Here is a 15,501-nt window from a genome sequence, read left to right as displayed (position 1 = left end):
CCGAGGAACGCGGGCGCCGGTGTCGTTACGCTGCCCGTCATGGCCAGGAAGATCGCGACGACGAGCACCGTCTCCCGCGAGGAGATGCAGGACTTCGTCAGCACCCGTCACCACGCGGTGCTGCTCACGCGCCGGTCGGGCGGCGGCGTGCAGATGAGCCCGGTGACCTGCGGGCTGGACGACGCCGGCCGCGTGGTGGTCTCGACCTACCCCGAGCGCGCGAAGACGGCCAACCTGCGCCGCGACCCGCGTGCGTCGCTGTGCGTGCTCTCGGACGACTTCGACGGCCCGTGGATCCAGCTCGAGGGCTCCGCGGAGGTGCTGGACCTGCCCGAGTCGGTCGAGCCGCTCGTGGACTACTACCGCTCGATCGCCGGCGAGCACCCCGACTGGGACGAGTACCGGCAGGCGATGCATGACCAGGGCAAGTCGCTGATCCGGATCACCGTGGAGTCCTGGGGCCCGGTGGCCACCGGGGGATTCCCGGCGCGGCTCGCGTGAGCCCCTCCGACGCCGACGTCCGGCCGCGCCGCCTCGTCGTCGCCGCAGCCATCGTGGACTCCCTCGACCGCCCGACGACGATGCTGTGCGCGCAGCGTTCGGCACCGGCCGAGCTGGCGGGCAAGTGGGAGCTGCCCGGCGGCAAGGTGGAGCCGGACGAGACTCCGGTGGCCGCCCTGCACCGGGAGCTGGCCGAGGAGCTCGGCGTCGAGGTCCGGCTCGGCCCCGTCGTTCCCGCGGGCGGGGGCGAGGACTGGCCGATCCTCGACCACCTGCGCATGCGGGTGTGGCTGGCCGAGATCACCGCCGGTGCCGCCGCTCCGCTGCAGGACCACGGGGAGCTGCGCTGGGTCGGCCGGGACGCGCTCGAGGACCTCGACTGGCTCGAGCCCGACCGTCCCATCGTCCGGGCGCTCGTGGACGCAACGGCCTGACTCACCGACGTGAGCGCCGGAGCCGCGCGCCGGGCTCACATCAGCTCGGTGCAGTACTGCTCCGTGCCGGGGAACCGCTCGCCGCACGAGGCGCCGAAGTCCTCGTACTCGGAGCCGACGGGCGAGTCCATGAAGAGGTCGTCGCACGCCTGGGCGTCCCCCTGCTCGCAGGAGTCCCAGAGAGCGTCGAGCGCCGGGTCGTCGCCGTAGGCGTCGGCGCCGTCGGAGGCGATGGGCCCCATGGCAGCCGTCAGCCCGATGATGACCGCCACGACGGCGACGACCACCACGGCCGCCCCGGCGATGATCCACTTCACGGCGGAGCCGGACTTCGCGGGCTGCGCCGTGGTCCAGGGCCCCGCCTGCGGCGACTGGTAGCCGTAGGCCGGCTGGGTGCCCGGGTGACCGTGCTCGTGGCCATGGGCCTGGCCGTAGCCCGGCCCGTAGCCGCCGGGCTGCTGCCCGTAGGCGCCGGGCTGCTGCCCGTAGGCGCCGGGCTGCGCGTGGGCACCGGGCTGACCATAGGCGTCCGCCTGCGCGTAGGTTCCGGCCTGCCCGTGAGGGCTCGGCTGCTGCGCGTAGGCACCCGGCTGCTGACCGTAGGCAGTCGGTTGCTGACCGTCGGCAGTCGGTTGCTGGCCGGACCCGGCCGGCTGCCCGTAGAGCCCGGACGGGTGGGCGAAGTCGGTGGCCCGGCCATGGCCCCCCTGGCTGTCCCCTGCCTGCTGCCCGTACGCCGCCTGGGGTCCGGCGTCGGGCTGCTGCCAGCCGGACGAGGAGTTGCTGGCGCCGACGTCCGCGCCCGGGCGGCGGCGCAGGGCGGCGTCGACCGCGACGTCACCGAGGCCCACGAGCCACTGCGCCGTGGGCTCCGGGGTGGACGGGTTCGCCGCCACCAGGGCACGCAGTTCCGGGCGGTGCGCGGCGATCTCGGCGAGGGCCTCGGGGGGCGTGGACGGGTTGCTGGCGTCGTAGGACGAGTACTGGTCGGCGGTGGTCATGCGGGTTCCTTCGGGTTACGGTCGTTCTCCTCCGGAGGCTAGGGCATAGACCCGCCCGTGCCGATGGGGAGGACTGCCCGGTGAGACCTCGCGCACGCCGGCACCACCCGTCCGAGCGTTTGGCGACGACGAGCCGCGGTTCTTCACGACGATTCACACACCTTCGTCAGCAAGTGGCATGATCTGTCCATGCCCAAGATCATCGGCGGCTCACTGGCGGAGCACCGCGAGCGCACGCGCACCGCACTTTTCGAGGCGCTCTCCGCGCTCATGGGCGAGCGCGGCTTCGACGCCATCTCGCTCGCGGACATCGCCTCCCGTGCGGGCATCGGCCGCACGGCGGTCTACAACCACTTCCCCGACAAGGAGTCGCTCCTCCTGGCGTTCATCGAGCACGAGACGTCGACCTACGTGCGCTCCCTCGAGGAGTCCCTGGCCGAGGTCGAGGAGCCCGTGGAGCAGCTGCGTGTGTACGTCCGCCAGCAGCTGGAGCTCGCGCCGACCTACCACTTCGCACCCGGTCCGGACCTGCGCGAGGTGGTCTCCCGCGAGGCCGTCCAGGACCTGCGCTCGCACGTGCGCCAGGTCGAGGCCCTGCTGCGCGAGATCCTTACCCGCGCCATCGACGCCGGCGCCATCCCCCGGCCAGGACCTCGACTCGGTGGTGCCCCTGGTCCACGCCTGCCTGAGCGGGCGCCGCGGCCCGAAGGACGAGCCGGGCCGCTCGGCCTTCGCCACCGCGACCGAGGAGTTCGTGCTCCGGGCAGTGGGCGCGCCGCTCACCGGCCCGGTCACCGTGGCCCCGGAAGCAACCCAGGACGCAGCCCAGGACGGGGCCCCGGCGGCGGCGCAGGTCGCCTGACAGCAGCGGGTCCACTCCGGGCGGCCGGATCAGCCGCACGCAGACAGACCCCGCAGGAGGAGACGCGATGCCCCGTCAGGACCCGCCCTGGGAACCGCCGCTCGCCGGGACCGACGTCGAGCACGCGGTCGGCACGCTGGAGCGCCTGCGCGCTACCTTCCGGTGGAAGGCCGACGGCCTGGACGTGGACCAGCTCCGGGCGCGAGCCGTCCCCACCTCCGAGCTGACCGTCGGCGGGCTGCTCAAGCATCTGGCGGTGTGCGAGGACGACATCTTCTGCTGGCGGATGTCCGGCCGCCCGCCGGTCACCTCGCTGACGGTGCCCGAGGAGGACGTCGAGCGCTGGCAGTTCACGGTCGACCCGCACGAGAGCGCCGAGCAGGTGTACGCCCTGTGGGAGGCCGCGGTCGCCCGGTCCCGGGCGAGGCTGCGCGAGCTCCTCCACGACGGCGGGCTGGACCAGCCCGGTCAGCTCGAGTTCGACGGTGAGCGCCCGAGCATCCGGCGGCACCTGCACGACATGATCGAGGAGTACGGCCGGCACACCGGCCACATGGATCTGCTGCGCGAGGCGATCGACGGGCGCGTCGGCGAGGACCCGCCGGCCGACTGGCCGATGCTCCCGTCCGACGGGAACTGACTCACCAGTTCTGGCCGCCGCCGAAGCCGCCGCCCTCCTGCTGCTCCTGCTCCTGCCGGTCGCGCTCCGCCTGCCGGTTGCGCTCCTCCAGCTCGCGCTGCCGGGGGTCGGTCGGCTGCTGAGGCTCGCCGCCGCCCGACGGCGCGTCCTCGTCGCCGGGTCCCTGGCCGCCCGACGGGTCGTCCTGCCCCGGCCCGCCGGGCTGGTCCTGCGGACTCCCCTGCCCACCCCCGGCGTCGCGCTCCGCCTGGTCGGCCTTGTCCCGCTGACGCTGCTCCGCCTGGTCCGGGGTCCCGCCGCCCGGCTGCTGGTCCTGGCCCTGGCCGGGTTGCTGGCTCTCGGGCTGCTCCGACGGGTCCTCGCCAGGCTGCTGGCTCTGGTCCTCGCCAGGCTGCTGGCTCTGGTCCTCGCCGGGCTGCTGGCTCTGGTCCTCACCCGGGTCCTGCGACTGGTCCTCGCCCGGGTCCTGCGACTGGTCCTCGTTCGGATCCTGCGACGGCTGCTCGCTCGGATCCTGCGACGGCTCCTGACCCGGGTCCTGCGAAGGGTCCTCGCTCTGGTCCTGCTGCTCGTCGGACTCCGACTGCCCGTCCGACGTGCACGGGCCGATCATGTCCATCGCCTCGTTGTAGTGCACGAGAGCCATGGCCGGATCCCCGGCGTCCTGGGCGTCGTCGCCCATCGCCTCCAGGGCCAGGGAGAGGTTCGTGCGGACGCGGCACTCCGGCGTCGTCGGGTCCGGGGCGCCGTCGGCGTCGGTGGTGCCGAGGGGCACCAGCCGGTGCGCCTCACGCAGGTCCTCGACGGCGCGGAAGTGCTCCGTCGCCCGGTACTCGGCGGTGCCCGAGTTGAACCACGCCTTCCACGGCTCCAGCACCCTGGCGGTGAACGGCTCCTGGTAGCCGTACCGCTCCGCGGCGGCGGCGTACCGGCCGTCGTCGTAAGCGGCGCGCGCGTGCAGGTTCCCGAACGTCACCCCGAGCAGGAGGCTGCCCGCCAGGAGCAGGAGCAGCACGACCGGGGAGGAGAGGGCGAGCATCCGACGCCTCAGGCGCAGGTGCTCCGGCAGCGGACCTCGCGGGGTCTCCCGCCCGTCGCCGAGTCCGGGTCCTCGTCGCAGGTCGCTCATACCGCCACCTCCCGCACCCGCCGCCAGCGCGCGGCCAGCTCGAACGCCTCCCAGGCGGTCAGCACCGCGAGCAGGGCGGCGGCCGGCCAGTAGACGTCACGGTAGGTGTCGATGTCGCGGCGCCCGTCGGCGGCGATCTCCTCGACGTCGACGCCGGCGACCAGCTGGTCCACCGGGTCCGGTCCGAGCCGGTGCGTGTACTCGACGCCGAGGTCCTCGGCCACGCGACGCAGGTTCGTCTCGTCGATCCGCGAGACCGCCGGCGGGGAGCCGGGCTGGGTGTCGTCGGTGATCCAGGGCGCGTCGGTGCCCGGGCCGGAGGAGTCGGTGCCGTCGTAGGAGCGCATCTGACCGCCCTCCGCGGTGCCGTACCCGAGCACCGCACCGCCGTCGACCAGCGGGGCCAGAGCCGCGTAGGCCCCCTCCTGGGCGGCCGAGGAGGAGTTGTCGCCGTCGGTGTTCTCGCCGTCGGAGAGCAGGAAGACCAGGCGGACGTTGGCGGGGTTGCGTTCGGCGGCCGCCTCGAGGGCCTGGGTGAGGGCGGCGACGGGCCGGTCGATGGTCGAGCCCGCCGAGTACCAGGTGATCTCCTGGCGCAGCGTCTCCGCCCAGGAGCGCACGGCCCGCGAGTCCGTGGTCAGCGGGAGCTGGCGGGCCGCCTGGGAGTCGAACCCGATGACGGAGTAGCGCGCGCCGGGCAGCGCCTCCATGAGCGCCACGAGGTCGTGTCGCACGCCGTCGAGCCGCGGCTGGTTCCCGTCGTAGTCCTCGGCCGCCATGGAGCCGGTCCGGTCCACGACGAAGAACACCTCGGCGTTCGTCTCCACGGTCTCGGTGGCGGCGGGCACCGCGGGGGCGAGCCCGATCGCCAGGGTGGAGAGCACCAGGCCGCCACGCCGCAGCCAGGCGAGCGCGGTTCCGTCCTGGGTGCGGCGCGCCCGCAGCCACGCATAGACGCACAGTCCCAGCATCGGCCCGACGACGATGACGAGGGCCCACACGGGCCAGACCATCCGCAGGATCATGTCCGCACCCTCCACACCACGAGGAGGAAGACGGCCAGGCCGGCCACCAGCCACCCGTACCAGCGGTCCGGCCGGTCGGTGACGACGAGCTGCGGGTCGGCGTCAAGGTCGATCGCCTGCTGCGCCTCGATGTCCTCGATGATGCCGTCGACGGCGTCCGGGTCGTCGGCCTCGAAGAACAGGCCGCCGCCGGAGGTGACGACCTTCTGCATCTCGGCCTTCGCGCGCGCCGAGCCGGCGTCCGTGAGGGACGCGTACATGCCGTGGACGGTGATGTCCCGCTCCGCGGCGAGGTCCGCTGCCTCCGGCAGGGCGTAGATGGGGGTGCCGAGCACGAGGTTGTCGGTGGCGAGGATGATCGAGCGGGACCGCTCGGTCTCCGAGGCGTCGAACGCGAGCGCGCAGGTGGCGAGCCCGTCCCCCACGAGCGAGGACGACTCGTTGTCGAGGGAGACGGTGCCGACGAGGAAGTCCTCGAGCTTCTCCAGCGCCTCCTGGTCGTACACCCAGGCGTCGAGGTCGAAGTCGAGCGCCGCCGCCGCCGTGTCCAGCTCGTCCTTGACCAGGGCGTAGTCGTCGGTGAGAGGGAAGACGGTGCGGGAGGTGTTGTTCCAGACGCTCAGCGCGATCCGCTCGCCCTCGAAGGAGTCGACCATCTCGCTGAACTTCTGCACGATCTCGGTGTCGAGCTCGATCATCGACCCGGAGACGTCCAGGCACAGCACGATGTCGCGGGTGGCGAGGACCTCCGAGCGGACGTCGCGGTCCACGGGCCGCGCGGTCAGCGACGCCGTCGCCAGGGACGCCAGCGCCAGGGCGGCCGCCGCGACGGCGAGCCCGCCGCGCAGCACCCGCATCCGACGGCGGTAGCCGGTGAGGGTGCGCAGGTACCCGGAGTTCGCCACCCAGGTGACGGCGCCTGCGCGCCGCTCGGGCCGGCGCATGAACCAGCCCGCGGCGGCCGCGGCCGCGATCGCGACGAGGACGACGGGCACGAGCCAGGGCGTCACCACTGCGCGATCACCTCCTTGGCGTGGGCGGCGGAGGAGGCGGCCGCGGCGTCGGAGCGGACGGCGAAGCTGGGCTCCTCCCACTGCGCGAGCAGGCCGCCGATCCGGCGGGTCGGGTCGTACCCGGCGACGTCGCCGCGCGTCCAGGCGCGCACGTCGGTGCCGATCCGCTCCGAGGCGAACTCGCGCATGGTGCGGGAGAGCTCCAGGTGGAGCTCGCGCAGGTCGTACTCGCCCTCGCGGTAGCGGTCGTGGTGCTCGTCCACCTCCGCCGCGAAGCGCTGACGGAGGTTGTTGCTCATCGGCGCCGGGGCGCGGCGGCGCCGCGCCCGCTCCGCCACGCGCGCGGGGTCGGTCCAGCGGTGGACGAACACGTACCAGGCGGCGACGAGGAGCAGGAGTGCCGCGCCGAGGGCCGGCACCCACCAGGTGTAGGCCTCCGGCGCCAGCAGGTCAACGTCGGGCGACACGGCGCTGCCTCCCGAGCAGGTCGATCAGACGGTCCACGAGGTCGTCCTCGCTGGCCACGGTGACGGACTCGATGCCCCGACGGCGCAGCACGGCCCGGACCGCGGCCTTGCGGGCCTCGACGGCGGCGAGCGCCTCCGCGTGGAGCTTCTCGTCGTCCCGCAGGAACGCCGGGAGCGGCGCGGCGCCGTCGACGTCCGCCGTCGGCCCGATGCCGCGCGCCGTCGGCAGGGCGTCGGCCACCGCGATCACCATGACCTCGTGCCGCGTCCGCAGCCGGCGCAGGGCGTCCTCGTGCTCCGGTCCGGGCCGGGCGTCGTCGGTGATGACGACCACGAGGGACCGGCGGGTGAACCAGGTCAGCACCCGGTCCAGCACGCGGCCGAGGTCCGAGGGCGGCGCGTCGAGGCTCAGCGCCGCCTCGACGGTGCGCAGCAGCAGCTCGAGGTGGGCGGTGCCGCCGCGGCCGGGCAGCTGGACCATCCGCTCGGCGTCGCCGGCGACCAGGGCGACGAGGTCCCCTCGCGAACGCGCGAGGTAGGCCACGACGTCGGCCGCGAACATCGCCACCTGCGACTTCGGCTCGCCCGACGGCGCCGCGGCGGCCATGTTCCGGCCGGTGTCGACGGCGACGACCATGGCGAGGTTCGACTCCCGCACGAACCGGCGGATGATCGGGTGCCCGGCGCGCGCCGAGGACTTCCAGTCGATGTCGCCGATGTCGTCCCCGGGCCGGTACTCCACCTGGTCGTCGAAGTCCTGCCCGTGCCCGGTGAAGATCGAGCGGTGGCGTCCCTCCAGCAGGCCCGCGGCGCGGCGGACCGTGGGCAGGTCGAGCCGGGCGCGGACCTTCGCGAGGCGGGAGGTGGTGGTGGACATCGGTGCCCCGGCGCGGTCAGGGGGTGGGGACGGTGGCGAAGACGGCGTCGACGAGGGACTCGGGGGCGACGTTGTTGGCGAGCGCGTCGTACGTGCGCACCAGACGGTGGCGCAGCACCGGGTGGCGCAGCTTCTTCACGTCGTCGGGCACCACGTAGGTGCGCCCCTCCTGGAGGGCGACGGCCTGCGCGACGCGCATGAGCGCGATGCCGCCGCGCGGGGAGGCGCCTACCCGCACGTGCTGGTGGAAGTTCGGCAGGGGGCGCGGGCCGCCGCCGCGCGTGGTGTTGATCAGCGCCACGATGTACTGCTTGATCGACAGGTCCACGTACACGCGGTTGACGAGGCCCTGCAGGAACTGGACGTCGTCGAGGGAGATCGGCTCGTGCTCGATCGGGTCCTCGAAGGCGCCGGCGGAGGTCAGCTCGAGGATCTCGACCTCCTCGTTCGGGGTCGGGTACGTGAGCACCTCCTTCATGAGGAAGCGGTCCATCTGCGCCTCGGGCAGGACGTAGGTGCCCTCCTCCTCGATGGGGTTCTGCGTGGCCAGGACCATGAACGGCCGGGGCAGCGGGAAGACCTCGCCGCCGATGGAGGTCTGCTTCTCCTGCATCGCCTCGAGCATCGCCGACTGGGTCTTGGCGGAGGAGCGGTTGATCTCGTCCAGCAGCACGAAGTTCGCGTGCACGGGGCCCAGCTGGGTGGAGAACTCGTTGGTGGCGTAGTTGAAGATCTGGGTGCCCACGATGTCGTTGGGCATCAGGTCCGGCGTGCACTGGATGCGGTGGAACGTCCCGGACACCGCGCCGGCGAGGGTCTGTGCGGCCGTGGTCTTGGCCAGGCCGGGCACCGACTCGAGCAGCACGTGCCCGCCCGCGAGCATGGTGGAGATCAGCGCGACGCGCAGGCTGTCCTGCCCGACGACGCGCTCGCCGAAGATCGCCGAGATGCGGGAGACCAGGCGCTCGGCGCGCTCCGTCTCCGACTCGGTGATGATCTGGTGCTGGCGCACCGTCGCCGACTCGCTCATCTGGCCCCCATACTCTCGCCTGCTGCCTGGTCGAGCGTATGGCACGAGGCAACCGCCCGGGGGCCGGGTTCACGGGCAGAAGTCCCCGTCCGGCGGCCCGCCGGACGGATGCGGCAGCCGCAGCGCGAGCGCTGCGCGACACCGCGAGCGCGGGTGGCAGGCCGGTGGCGCTCGCGGTGTCGAGCCGCGGTCGCAGCGCGCCTACCCTGGTCGGGTGCCGGACACCACCACCAGAACCACAGCGGACCGCACGTGGGTGTGGGCGCTCGGGGAGCAGCTGCGCCGCTCGCTGACCTGGGACCAGGGCCGGGAGATGGCCCGCCACGCCGAGATCACCTTCGCCACCGACCTGCCGGTGTACTTCTGCGACCCGCACAGCCCCTGGCAGCGCGGCTCCAACGAGAACACCAACGGCCTGCTGCGCCAGTACTTCCCCAAGGGCACCGACCTGTCGGTCCACGGCCCCGAACGCCTCGACGAGGTCGCCGCCCTCCTCAACGGCCGCCCCCGCATGACCCCTGGACTGGCGCACCCCGGCCGAGGCTCTCGAGGCGCTACTCTCCACCCACCAACAAGCCGGTGCTGCAACCACCCCTTGAGACCGCCACGTCTCGCGGAGGAAATGACATCTCGCCGGGGGGTGGGGTCGGAGACGCGGCGGGCGGGCGGCGCCGAGGGAAAGAGGAACGGTGAGGATCCGGTGCCGCAGGGGCACCAGGTCCTCACCGTTGCGTCCGGCGCGGGCGGCGACTGCGCCCGGCGCCGGGAGGTGACGACGTCAGGCCAGGCGGGCCTGCAGGTTCTCGTCGAGGGTGGCGAGGAAGTCCTCGGTGGTCTGCCACTCCTGGTCCTTGCCCACCAGCAGGGCGAGGTCCTTGGTCATCCTGCCGGACTCGACCGACTTGATGACGACGTCCTCGAGCGTCTCCGCGAAGCCGGTGACCTCGGGCGTGCCGTCGAGCTTGCCACGGTGCTTGAGGCCGCCGGTCCAGGCGAAGATCGAGGCGATCGGGTTGGTCGAGGTGGGCTTGCCCTGCTGGTGCTGGCGGTAGTGCCGCGTGACCGTGCCGTGGGCGGCCTCGGCCTCGACGGTCTTGCCGTCCGGGGTCATCAGGACCGAGGTCATGAGGCCGAGGGAGCCGAAGCCCTGGGCGACGGTGTCGGACTGGACGTCGCCGTCGTAGTTCTTGCAGGCCCAGACGTAGCCGCCCTCCCACTTCATGGCGGACGCGACCATGTCGTCGATGAGGCGGTGCTCGTAGGTGAGCCCGGCCTCCTCGAACTGGGCCTTGTACTCGTTGTCGAAGACCTCCTGGAAGATGTCCTTGAAGGCGCCGTCGTACGCCTTGAGGATCGTGTTCTTCGTGGAGAGGTACACCGGGTAGCTGCGCTGGAGGCCGTAGGCGAAGGAGGCCCGCGCGAAGTCCGCGATGGACTTGTTGTAGTTGTACATGCCCATCGCGACGCCGCCGTCCTCGCCGTAGTTGGCGACGACGTGCTGGATCGGCTCCGAGCCGTCCTCCGGCGTGAAGGTGATGGTCAGCTGGCCGGCGCCGGGCACCTTGAAGTTGGTGGCCTTGTACTGGTCGCCGTGCGCGTGACGGCCGATGACGATCGGCTTGGTCCAGCCCGGCACCAGGCGCGGGACGTTCGAGATGATGATCGGCTCGCGGAAGACGACGCCGCCCAGGATGTTGCGGATGGTGCCGTTGGGCGAGACCCACATCTTCTTGAGGCCGAACTCCTCGACGCGGGCCTCGTCGGGGGTGATCGTGGCGCACTTGACGCCGACGTTGTGCTCCTTGATGGCGTTCGCCGCGTCGATGGTGACCTGGTCGTCCGTGGCGTCACGGTTCTGGATCGACAGGTCGTAGTAGCGCAGGTCCACGTCCAGGTAGGGGTGGATGAGTCGGTCCTTGATGAACTGCCAGATGATGCGCGTCATCTCGTCGCCGTCGAGCTCGACGACCGGGCCCGCCACCTTGATCTTCGTCATGGTCCCGCAACACTCCTGACCGCCCGTGACGGGCGCAGATCGACTTCTCGCGCGCCGGGGCCCCGCGCGACAGACAGATTACTCGATATCGAGATATCAGGCGGTGGGCACTTCGCTCGGGCGCCGGACCTCGACGCGGTCGATGCGCCGGCCGTCCATCGCGGTCACCGCCAGGGCAAGGCCCTCCCAGGCCACGGAGTCGCCGACGCGGGGAAGCCTGCCGAGCTCGGCCATGACGAAACCGGCGAGGGTGTCGTACGGCCCGTCGGGCAGCTCCCGGCCGAACAGCCTCGCCACCTCGGCCCGGCCGAGCAGGCCGGCGACGTTCTCGACCTGACCGGACCCGAGCACCTCGGGCGGCTCGCGGTCGTACTCGTCCTGGATCTGGCCGACGAACTCCTCCACCACGTCCTCGAGGGTGACGATCCCGTCGGTGCCGCCGTACTCGTCGACGACGACGGCGAGGTGGGCGTGGCTCTTGCGCATCTCCGTCAGCGCGTTGAGCACGAGCTTGCCCGTCGGGAAGAAGAGAAGGTCGCGGACGAGGTCACCGATGGTGCGCACGTGCGGCGCCGGGTTGATGAGGTCGCGCACGTGGACGAACCCCAGGACGTCGTCGTTGTTCTCCCCGCACACCGGGTAGCGCGAGTGCTCGAGGGTGCCGACGAGCTGCTGGGCCTTCTCCACGGCCATCCCGGCGTCGAGGAACTCGACCTCGGTGCGGGGCGTCATGATCTCCTGCACGGTCCGCTCGCCCACGGAGAGCAGCTCGACGACCATGTCGCGCTCCTCGTCGCCGAGCGACTCGTGCTCGGCGACGAGCGAGCGGAGCTCGTCGGTGCCCATCTCCTCGCGCTGGGCGGTGGGGTCACGGCCGAGCAGACGCATGACGACGTCGACGGAGGCGCCGAGGAACCAGATGACCGGCCGCAGGAGGGTCGCGATCCAGTCCAGCGGGGTCGCCACGACGAGGGAGAACTTCTCGGCGCTCTGCATGGCGAGGCGCTTGGGCACGAGCTCGCCGAGCACGAGCGAGAGGTAGGAGATCACCACCGTGGTGGCGACGAACGCGATGCCGTGCGCGAGGGACTCCGGCACGCCCCAGCCCACGAGGACCGGGGAGACGACGGGCGCGATCTGGGCGGCGCCGAAGGACGCCGAGAAGAACCCGGCGAGCGTCACGCCCACCTGCACGGCGGAGAGGAAGCGGTTGGAGTCCGACGTCAGCTTGGCGACCCGGGCCCCGGCACGTCCGCGGGCGGCCATGGAGCGGACCTGGCTCTCACGCAGCGAGACGAGCGCCATCTCCGACGCCGCGAACACACCGCCCAGCAGGATGAAGAAGAGCACCAGGGCGATGTCGACGGCTATCTCGCTCACCTTTCCATTCTCCGGTCGGCCCCGTCCGGGGCCGCACGATTATGCGGACGGCGAAGGCTCACGCGCTCACGAACCGCAAGAGCCTCAGACTCCTGCAGGAAGGGTGGCGTTTCCCCAGGGGCTGAGGTAGCCGAGGCCGACGGCGAGCGCGAGCAGGAACGCGACGTCGAAGGCGCGGGTCCGCGCCCCGGGAAGGACCGACTCCGGCACCACCGCCCGCAGCAGCGCACCCACCGCGAGGAACGCCGCGAGCGCGGTGACGCCGGTGCGCGCGTCGACCAGCACGGCGAGCGCGCAGACGGTCACGATCGCTGCCACGACGACGGCGAAGGTCGAGGTACGGAGCAGGCGGGTGGTCATCTCGAGGACGAGACTACCGTGGCAGCGTGCCCGTGCCTGCCGCAGTCCCCGGTCCGACCTCTCCGCCGCCTCCGCCGCCGCCCCGCTCGGTGCTGGTCGTCGGCGCGGGACTGGCGGGGCTGCGGACCGTCGCCGAGCTACGGTCCCAGGGGTTCGAGGGCGACGTCACGGTGGTCGGCGCCGAGCGGATCGCCCCGTACGACCGGCCGCCGCTGTCCAAGGAGCTGTTCTCCCGGACCGAGCCGGTCTGGCTGAGCGGCGAGGGGTACGGGGACCTGGACCTGCTCGCCGACCGGGTGCTCCGCGGCTTCCGGGCCGTCCGGCTGGCGGCGGAGGACGGCACCGTCCGCGTCGGGGCCGAACCGGTCGGCTCACGGCCCGCGGCCGGGGGCGGGGGTGGTCCTGGAGGCGGACGCCGCCGTCCTGGCTGTCGGGGCGCACGCCGCCGTCGGCAATCGACATGCGGGCCGCGCGCCTCAGGAGGCGCCGAGGACGGCGGCGAGCTCGTCGGCGTCGCGGACGACGGCGTGGGCGCCCTCCTCCTCGCCGGGCCGGGCGTAGCCCCACTCGACCAGGATGACCGGGATGCCGTGCTCGGTGGCGCCGTCGACGTCGTGGTGACGGTCGCCGACCATGACGGCGCGCGAGATGTCGGCCCCGGCGGCGGACAGCCCGGCGAGCGCGTCCTCGACGATCTGGCCCTTGGTGGAGCGCGACTCGTCCGGCGTCGCGCCGCAGATGACGGTGAACTCGTCGGCGAGGCCGGCGTGCTCGAGGATCGGCACGGCCATGTGGCGCATCTTCGAGGTCGCGACGGCGAGCGGCACCCCGGCCGCACGGAGGGAGCGGATGAGCTCGGGCACGCCGGGGAAGAGCGCGACGTCGAGCATGCGCTGGGCGTAGAGCGCGCGGTAGTGCAGGACCATGGGCTCGAGGTCCTCCTCGCGCACGCCGCCGAACTCGAGCAGGCCGTCGCGGATGGGCGGGCCGACGTGGCGCAGCAGCTGCTCCGGAGTCTCGGGCGGGTAGCCGAACGCGGCGAGGGTCTCGGCGATGGCGCTGGTGATCGCGGGCGCGGAGTCGGTGATCGTGCCGTCGAGGTCGAGCAGCACGGCTGTGGCGCGCAGGGCCTCCGGCGCCTCCGTCACGGGCGCGGCGGAGCGGGGCGAAGTCATAGAACGTCCTCCAGAAGGGGAATGGTCTGCTCCCAGGGTAAGCGGCACCCGCAAGGAGGCCGGTCACACGGCGGTGCGCGGTCGGGCGTGGCAGGCTGGAAGCCGGACGTCGTCAGGGAGGGAGACCATGGGCAAGTTCGGAGCACTGATCAAGTTCGCGGCGGTGGCGGGGCCGGCCGTGGTGAAGGTCGTGCAGAAGTACGGACCCACCCTGACGGAGATGCGGAAGAGCAACCCCGAAGTCTTCGACGCCGTCCAGAACCAGGTGCGCAAGATGGCCGAGGCCCGCACGGCGGGGAAGAGCCCCGAGCTCCTGCACCGGCGGGTCGCGGCGCTGCGCGACCAGGTGGCGTACCTGCGCCAGTCCGCCGACGACGAGCGGGAGCGTCGCCGCGCCGAGGAATGGCGCGCCAAGCTCGACAAGATCGAAGCCTCCCTGCCGCTGCTGTCCGCGATGAGCTCGAAGGCGGCCGCACGCGAGCGGGCCCACATCGACTCCCGCATCGACGAGCTGTCCACCGAGATCCTCTCCGCGTACATCGACGAGCAGGAGGAGGACGCGCGTCAGCTGGAGAGCTGAGGCGCCCGAGACATGACCTCCACACCGCTCGCCGTCGATCTGCCTTCGTCCGTCAAGCTCGCCGAGGGCAGGGGCGGGCTTCCCGTCCTCGACGTCTCCACGCCCGTCGCCACGGGTCAGCTGTACCTGCACGGCGCGCACGTGACGGCGTGGACGCCCGCCGGGCAGGACCCGGTGATCTGGATGAGCCGGGCGAGCAGGTTCGCGGACCGCACGGCGATCCGCGGCGGAGTGCCGATCTGCTGGCCCTGGTTCGGTGCCGGCCGTGAGCCCGGCCTCTCGCCCGCGCACGGCTTCGCCCGTCTCGCCAACTTCACGCTCGTCGGGGCCGACGTCGACCCGTTCGGTGCCGTCACGCTGACGCTGCGCCTGACCGACGCCGACGTCGTCGGCCTGCCCGGCGCCGAGCACTTCACCCAGCCGTTCGAGCTCACGCACACCGTCACGTTCGGCTCCGACCTCACCCTCGCCCTGTCCGTCCGCAACACCGGCACCATGGAGTACTCGTTCGAGGAGGCCCTGCACGCCTACCTGACGGTCAAGGACGTCACGGCCGTGACCGTCGAGGGACTCGAGGGCGTGCGTTACCTCGACAAGGTGGCCGGCGCCGGCAAGGAGCTCGTCACCCAGGTAGGTCCGGTGACCTTCACCGGTGAGACCGACCGGGTCTACCACTCGACCGGCGCTGCCACCGTGGTGGATCCGGCGCTCGCCCGCACCGTGACGGCCGTCAAGGCCGGCTCGGCGGACACCGTGGTGTGGAACCCGTGGACCGCCAAGGCCGCCGCGATGGCCGACTTCGACGACGCCGAGTGGCCCACCATGGTGTGCGTGGAGGTCGCCAACGCCCTGGCGGACGCCGTCACGCTCGGGCCGGGGGAGAGCCACACCATGACGGCGCGGTACGCCGTCGCCTCGCGCGCCTGACGGCGGCCCGGCTCACTGCCGCATCTCGCCCGCTCGTTCCGCGGCCAGGACGCCGCGCCCTCCGCTACGTTTCGGACGTCGTCCGACGTGCGAGAGAGGCGCGT

General features: G+C 72.5%; 17 protein-coding genes and 2 pseudogenes. 8 read left to right on the top strand and 11 right to left on the bottom strand.

Features of this window, described 5'->3' with window-relative positions:
- Positions 1–39 precede the first annotated feature (39 nt).
- A complete protein-coding gene (locus DA06_RS12205; RefSeq protein WP_043500433.1) occupies positions 40–501 on the top strand; it encodes a PPOX class F420-dependent oxidoreductase in 462 nt (153 codons plus the stop codon).
- Complete coding sequence (locus tag DA06_RS12200; RefSeq protein ID WP_052436685.1) at positions 498–935, top strand: (deoxy)nucleoside triphosphate pyrophosphohydrolase; 438 nt, start codon at positions 498–500, stop codon at positions 933–935. Before DA06_RS12205 ends, DA06_RS12200 begins: the two co-directional genes overlap by 4 nt.
- Before the next feature lie 35 nt (positions 936–970).
- Here the strand turns inward: DA06_RS12200 and DA06_RS12195 are convergent, their stop codons facing one another.
- Complete coding sequence (locus tag DA06_RS12195; RefSeq protein WP_043500431.1) at positions 971–1,936, bottom strand: hypothetical protein; 966 nt, start codon at positions 1,934–1,936, stop codon at positions 971–973.
- A gap of 189 nt (positions 1,937–2,125) precedes the next feature.
- On the opposite strand from DA06_RS12195, the gene DA06_RS12190 reads away from it, so the two are divergent.
- Both DA06_RS12190 and DA06_RS12185 read left to right on the top strand, forming a co-directional pair.
- Positions 2,126–3,025, top strand: coding sequence for a TetR family transcriptional regulator (locus tag DA06_RS12190; protein ID WP_418605157.1), 900 nt, complete (start codon positions 2,126–2,128; stop codon positions 3,023–3,025).
- Complete coding sequence (locus DA06_RS12185; protein ID WP_418605156.1) at positions 2,983–3,438, top strand: DUF664 domain-containing protein; 456 nt, start codon at positions 2,983–2,985, stop codon at positions 3,436–3,438. Before DA06_RS12190 ends, DA06_RS12185 begins: the two co-directional genes overlap by 43 nt.
- 1 nt (position 3,439) lies before the next feature.
- Here DA06_RS12185 and DA06_RS12180 read toward each other — a convergent pair whose 3' ends face one another.
- The 6 genes from DA06_RS12180 to DA06_RS12155 are packed head-to-tail and all read right to left on the bottom strand — an operon-like array spanning position 3,440 to position 8,979.
- Positions 3,440–4,567 (bottom strand): hypothetical protein, encoded by a 1,128-nt coding sequence (locus tag DA06_RS12180; protein WP_043500426.1) that lies wholly within the window; start codon positions 4,565–4,567, stop codon positions 3,440–3,442.
- On the bottom strand, positions 4,564–5,592 hold the full coding sequence (locus tag DA06_RS12175; protein ID WP_043500440.1) for a VWA domain-containing protein: 1,029 nt from the start codon (positions 5,590–5,592) through the stop codon (positions 4,564–4,566). Before DA06_RS12175 ends, DA06_RS12180 begins: the two co-directional genes overlap by 4 nt.
- Positions 5,589–6,602 carry a VWA domain-containing protein gene (locus DA06_RS12170; protein ID WP_418607839.1) on the bottom strand — a complete coding sequence of 338 codons (1,014 nt, stop codon included), beginning with the start codon at positions 6,600–6,602 and terminating at the stop codon, positions 5,589–5,591. The genes DA06_RS12175 and DA06_RS12170 overlap by 4 nt, the downstream gene beginning before the upstream one ends.
- Positions 6,599–7,072 (bottom strand): hypothetical protein, encoded by a 474-nt coding sequence (locus DA06_RS12165; RefSeq protein WP_043500421.1) that lies wholly within the window; start codon positions 7,070–7,072, stop codon positions 6,599–6,601. Before DA06_RS12165 ends, DA06_RS12170 begins: the two co-directional genes overlap by 4 nt.
- The gene (locus tag DA06_RS12160; protein WP_043500419.1) at positions 7,056–7,949 is read right to left on the bottom strand and encodes a DUF58 domain-containing protein; all 894 of its coding nucleotides are present in this window, start codon (positions 7,947–7,949) and stop codon (positions 7,056–7,058) included. Before DA06_RS12160 ends, DA06_RS12165 begins: the two co-directional genes overlap by 17 nt.
- A gap of 16 nt (positions 7,950–7,965) precedes the next feature.
- Positions 7,966–8,979 (bottom strand): AAA family ATPase, encoded by a 1,014-nt coding sequence (locus tag DA06_RS12155; RefSeq protein ID WP_052436683.1) that lies wholly within the window; start codon positions 8,977–8,979, stop codon positions 7,966–7,968.
- A gap of 277 nt (positions 8,980–9,256) precedes the next feature.
- On the opposite strand from DA06_RS12155, the pseudogene DA06_RS12150 reads away from it, so the two are divergent.
- Positions 9,257–9,578, top strand: a pseudogene (locus DA06_RS12150) (IS30 family transposase); the annotation flags it as partial.
- A gap of 179 nt (positions 9,579–9,757) precedes the next feature.
- On the opposite strand, the gene DA06_RS12145 reads toward DA06_RS12150, so the two are convergent.
- The 3 genes from DA06_RS12145 to DA06_RS12135 form a co-directional block, all read right to left on the bottom strand.
- The gene (locus tag DA06_RS12145) at positions 9,758–10,975 is read right to left on the bottom strand and encodes an NADP-dependent isocitrate dehydrogenase (RefSeq protein WP_043500414.1); all 1,218 of its coding nucleotides are present in this window, start codon (positions 10,973–10,975) and stop codon (positions 9,758–9,760) included.
- 96 nt (positions 10,976–11,071) lie between these two features.
- Positions 11,072–12,355, bottom strand: coding sequence for a hemolysin family protein (locus tag DA06_RS12140; protein WP_043500412.1), 1,284 nt, complete (start codon positions 12,353–12,355; stop codon positions 11,072–11,074).
- 84 nt (positions 12,356–12,439) lie between these two features.
- Positions 12,440–12,715 carry a DUF3017 domain-containing protein gene (locus DA06_RS12135; protein ID WP_043500410.1) on the bottom strand — a complete coding sequence of 92 codons (276 nt, stop codon included), beginning with the start codon at positions 12,713–12,715 and terminating at the stop codon, positions 12,440–12,442.
- Positions 12,716–12,741: 26 nt separating this feature from the next.
- Here DA06_RS12135 and DA06_RS12130 point away from each other — a divergent pair.
- Positions 12,742–12,933 (top strand): annotated as a pseudogene (locus DA06_RS12130) (FAD-dependent oxidoreductase); the annotation flags it as partial.
- A 258-nt stretch (positions 12,934–13,191) separates the two neighbouring features.
- Here the strand turns inward: DA06_RS12130 and DA06_RS12125 are convergent.
- Positions 13,192–13,890: an HAD hydrolase-like protein gene (locus tag DA06_RS12125; protein WP_043500405.1), complete on the bottom strand. Its 699-nt coding sequence runs from the start codon at positions 13,888–13,890 to the stop codon at positions 13,192–13,194.
- 127 nt (positions 13,891–14,017) lie between these two features.
- Here DA06_RS12125 and DA06_RS12120 point away from each other — a divergent pair, with 127 nt between their 5' ends.
- Complete coding sequence (locus tag DA06_RS12120; RefSeq protein WP_043500403.1) at positions 14,018–14,470, top strand: hypothetical protein; 453 nt, start codon at positions 14,018–14,020, stop codon at positions 14,468–14,470.
- 12 nt (positions 14,471–14,482) lie between these two features.
- Positions 14,483–15,397: a D-hexose-6-phosphate mutarotase gene (locus tag DA06_RS12115; protein WP_043500401.1), complete on the top strand. Its 915-nt coding sequence runs from the start codon at positions 14,483–14,485 to the stop codon at positions 15,395–15,397.
- Positions 15,398–15,501 lie beyond the last annotated feature (104 nt).

Origin of the sequence: Georgenia sp. SUBG003, assembly GCF_000715355.2 — a bacterium.
GTDB lineage: Bacteria > Actinomycetota > Actinomycetes > Actinomycetales > Actinomycetaceae > Georgenia.
This window is presented reverse-complemented; position numbering and strand designations above follow the sequence as displayed.

Coding starts and splice junctions, on each gene's coding strand:
- DA06_RS12180 (WP_043500426.1), bottom strand. CDS start 4,567: ATGAGCGACCTGCGACGAGGACCCGGACTCGGCGACGGGCGGGAGACC.
- DA06_RS12155 (WP_052436683.1), bottom strand. CDS start 8,979: ATGAGCGAGTCGGCGACGGTGCGCCAGCACCAGATCATCACCGAGTCG.
- DA06_RS12195 (WP_043500431.1), bottom strand. CDS start 1,936: ATGACCACCGCCGACCAGTACTCGTCCTACGACGCCAGCAACCCGTCC.
- DA06_RS12125 (WP_043500405.1), bottom strand. CDS start 13,890: ATGACTTCGCCCCGCTCCGCCGCGCCCGTGACGGAGGCGCCGGAGGCC.
- DA06_RS12135 (WP_043500410.1), bottom strand. CDS start 12,715: ATGACCACCCGCCTGCTCCGTACCTCGACCTTCGCCGTCGTCGTGGCA.
- DA06_RS12115 (WP_043500401.1), top strand. CDS start 14,483: ATGACCTCCACACCGCTCGCCGTCGATCTGCCTTCGTCCGTCAAGCTC.
- DA06_RS12175 (WP_043500440.1), bottom strand. CDS start 5,592: ATGATCCTGCGGATGGTCTGGCCCGTGTGGGCCCTCGTCATCGTCGTC.
- DA06_RS12145 (WP_043500414.1), bottom strand. CDS start 10,975: ATGACGAAGATCAAGGTGGCGGGCCCGGTCGTCGAGCTCGACGGCGAC.
- DA06_RS12160 (WP_043500419.1), bottom strand. CDS start 7,949: ATGTCCACCACCACCTCCCGCCTCGCGAAGGTCCGCGCCCGGCTCGAC.
- DA06_RS12190 (WP_418605157.1), top strand. CDS start 2,126: ATGCCCAAGATCATCGGCGGCTCACTGGCGGAGCACCGCGAGCGCACG.
- DA06_RS12205 (WP_043500433.1), top strand. CDS start 40: ATGGCCAGGAAGATCGCGACGACGAGCACCGTCTCCCGCGAGGAGATG.
- DA06_RS12120 (WP_043500403.1), top strand. CDS start 14,018: ATGGGCAAGTTCGGAGCACTGATCAAGTTCGCGGCGGTGGCGGGGCCG.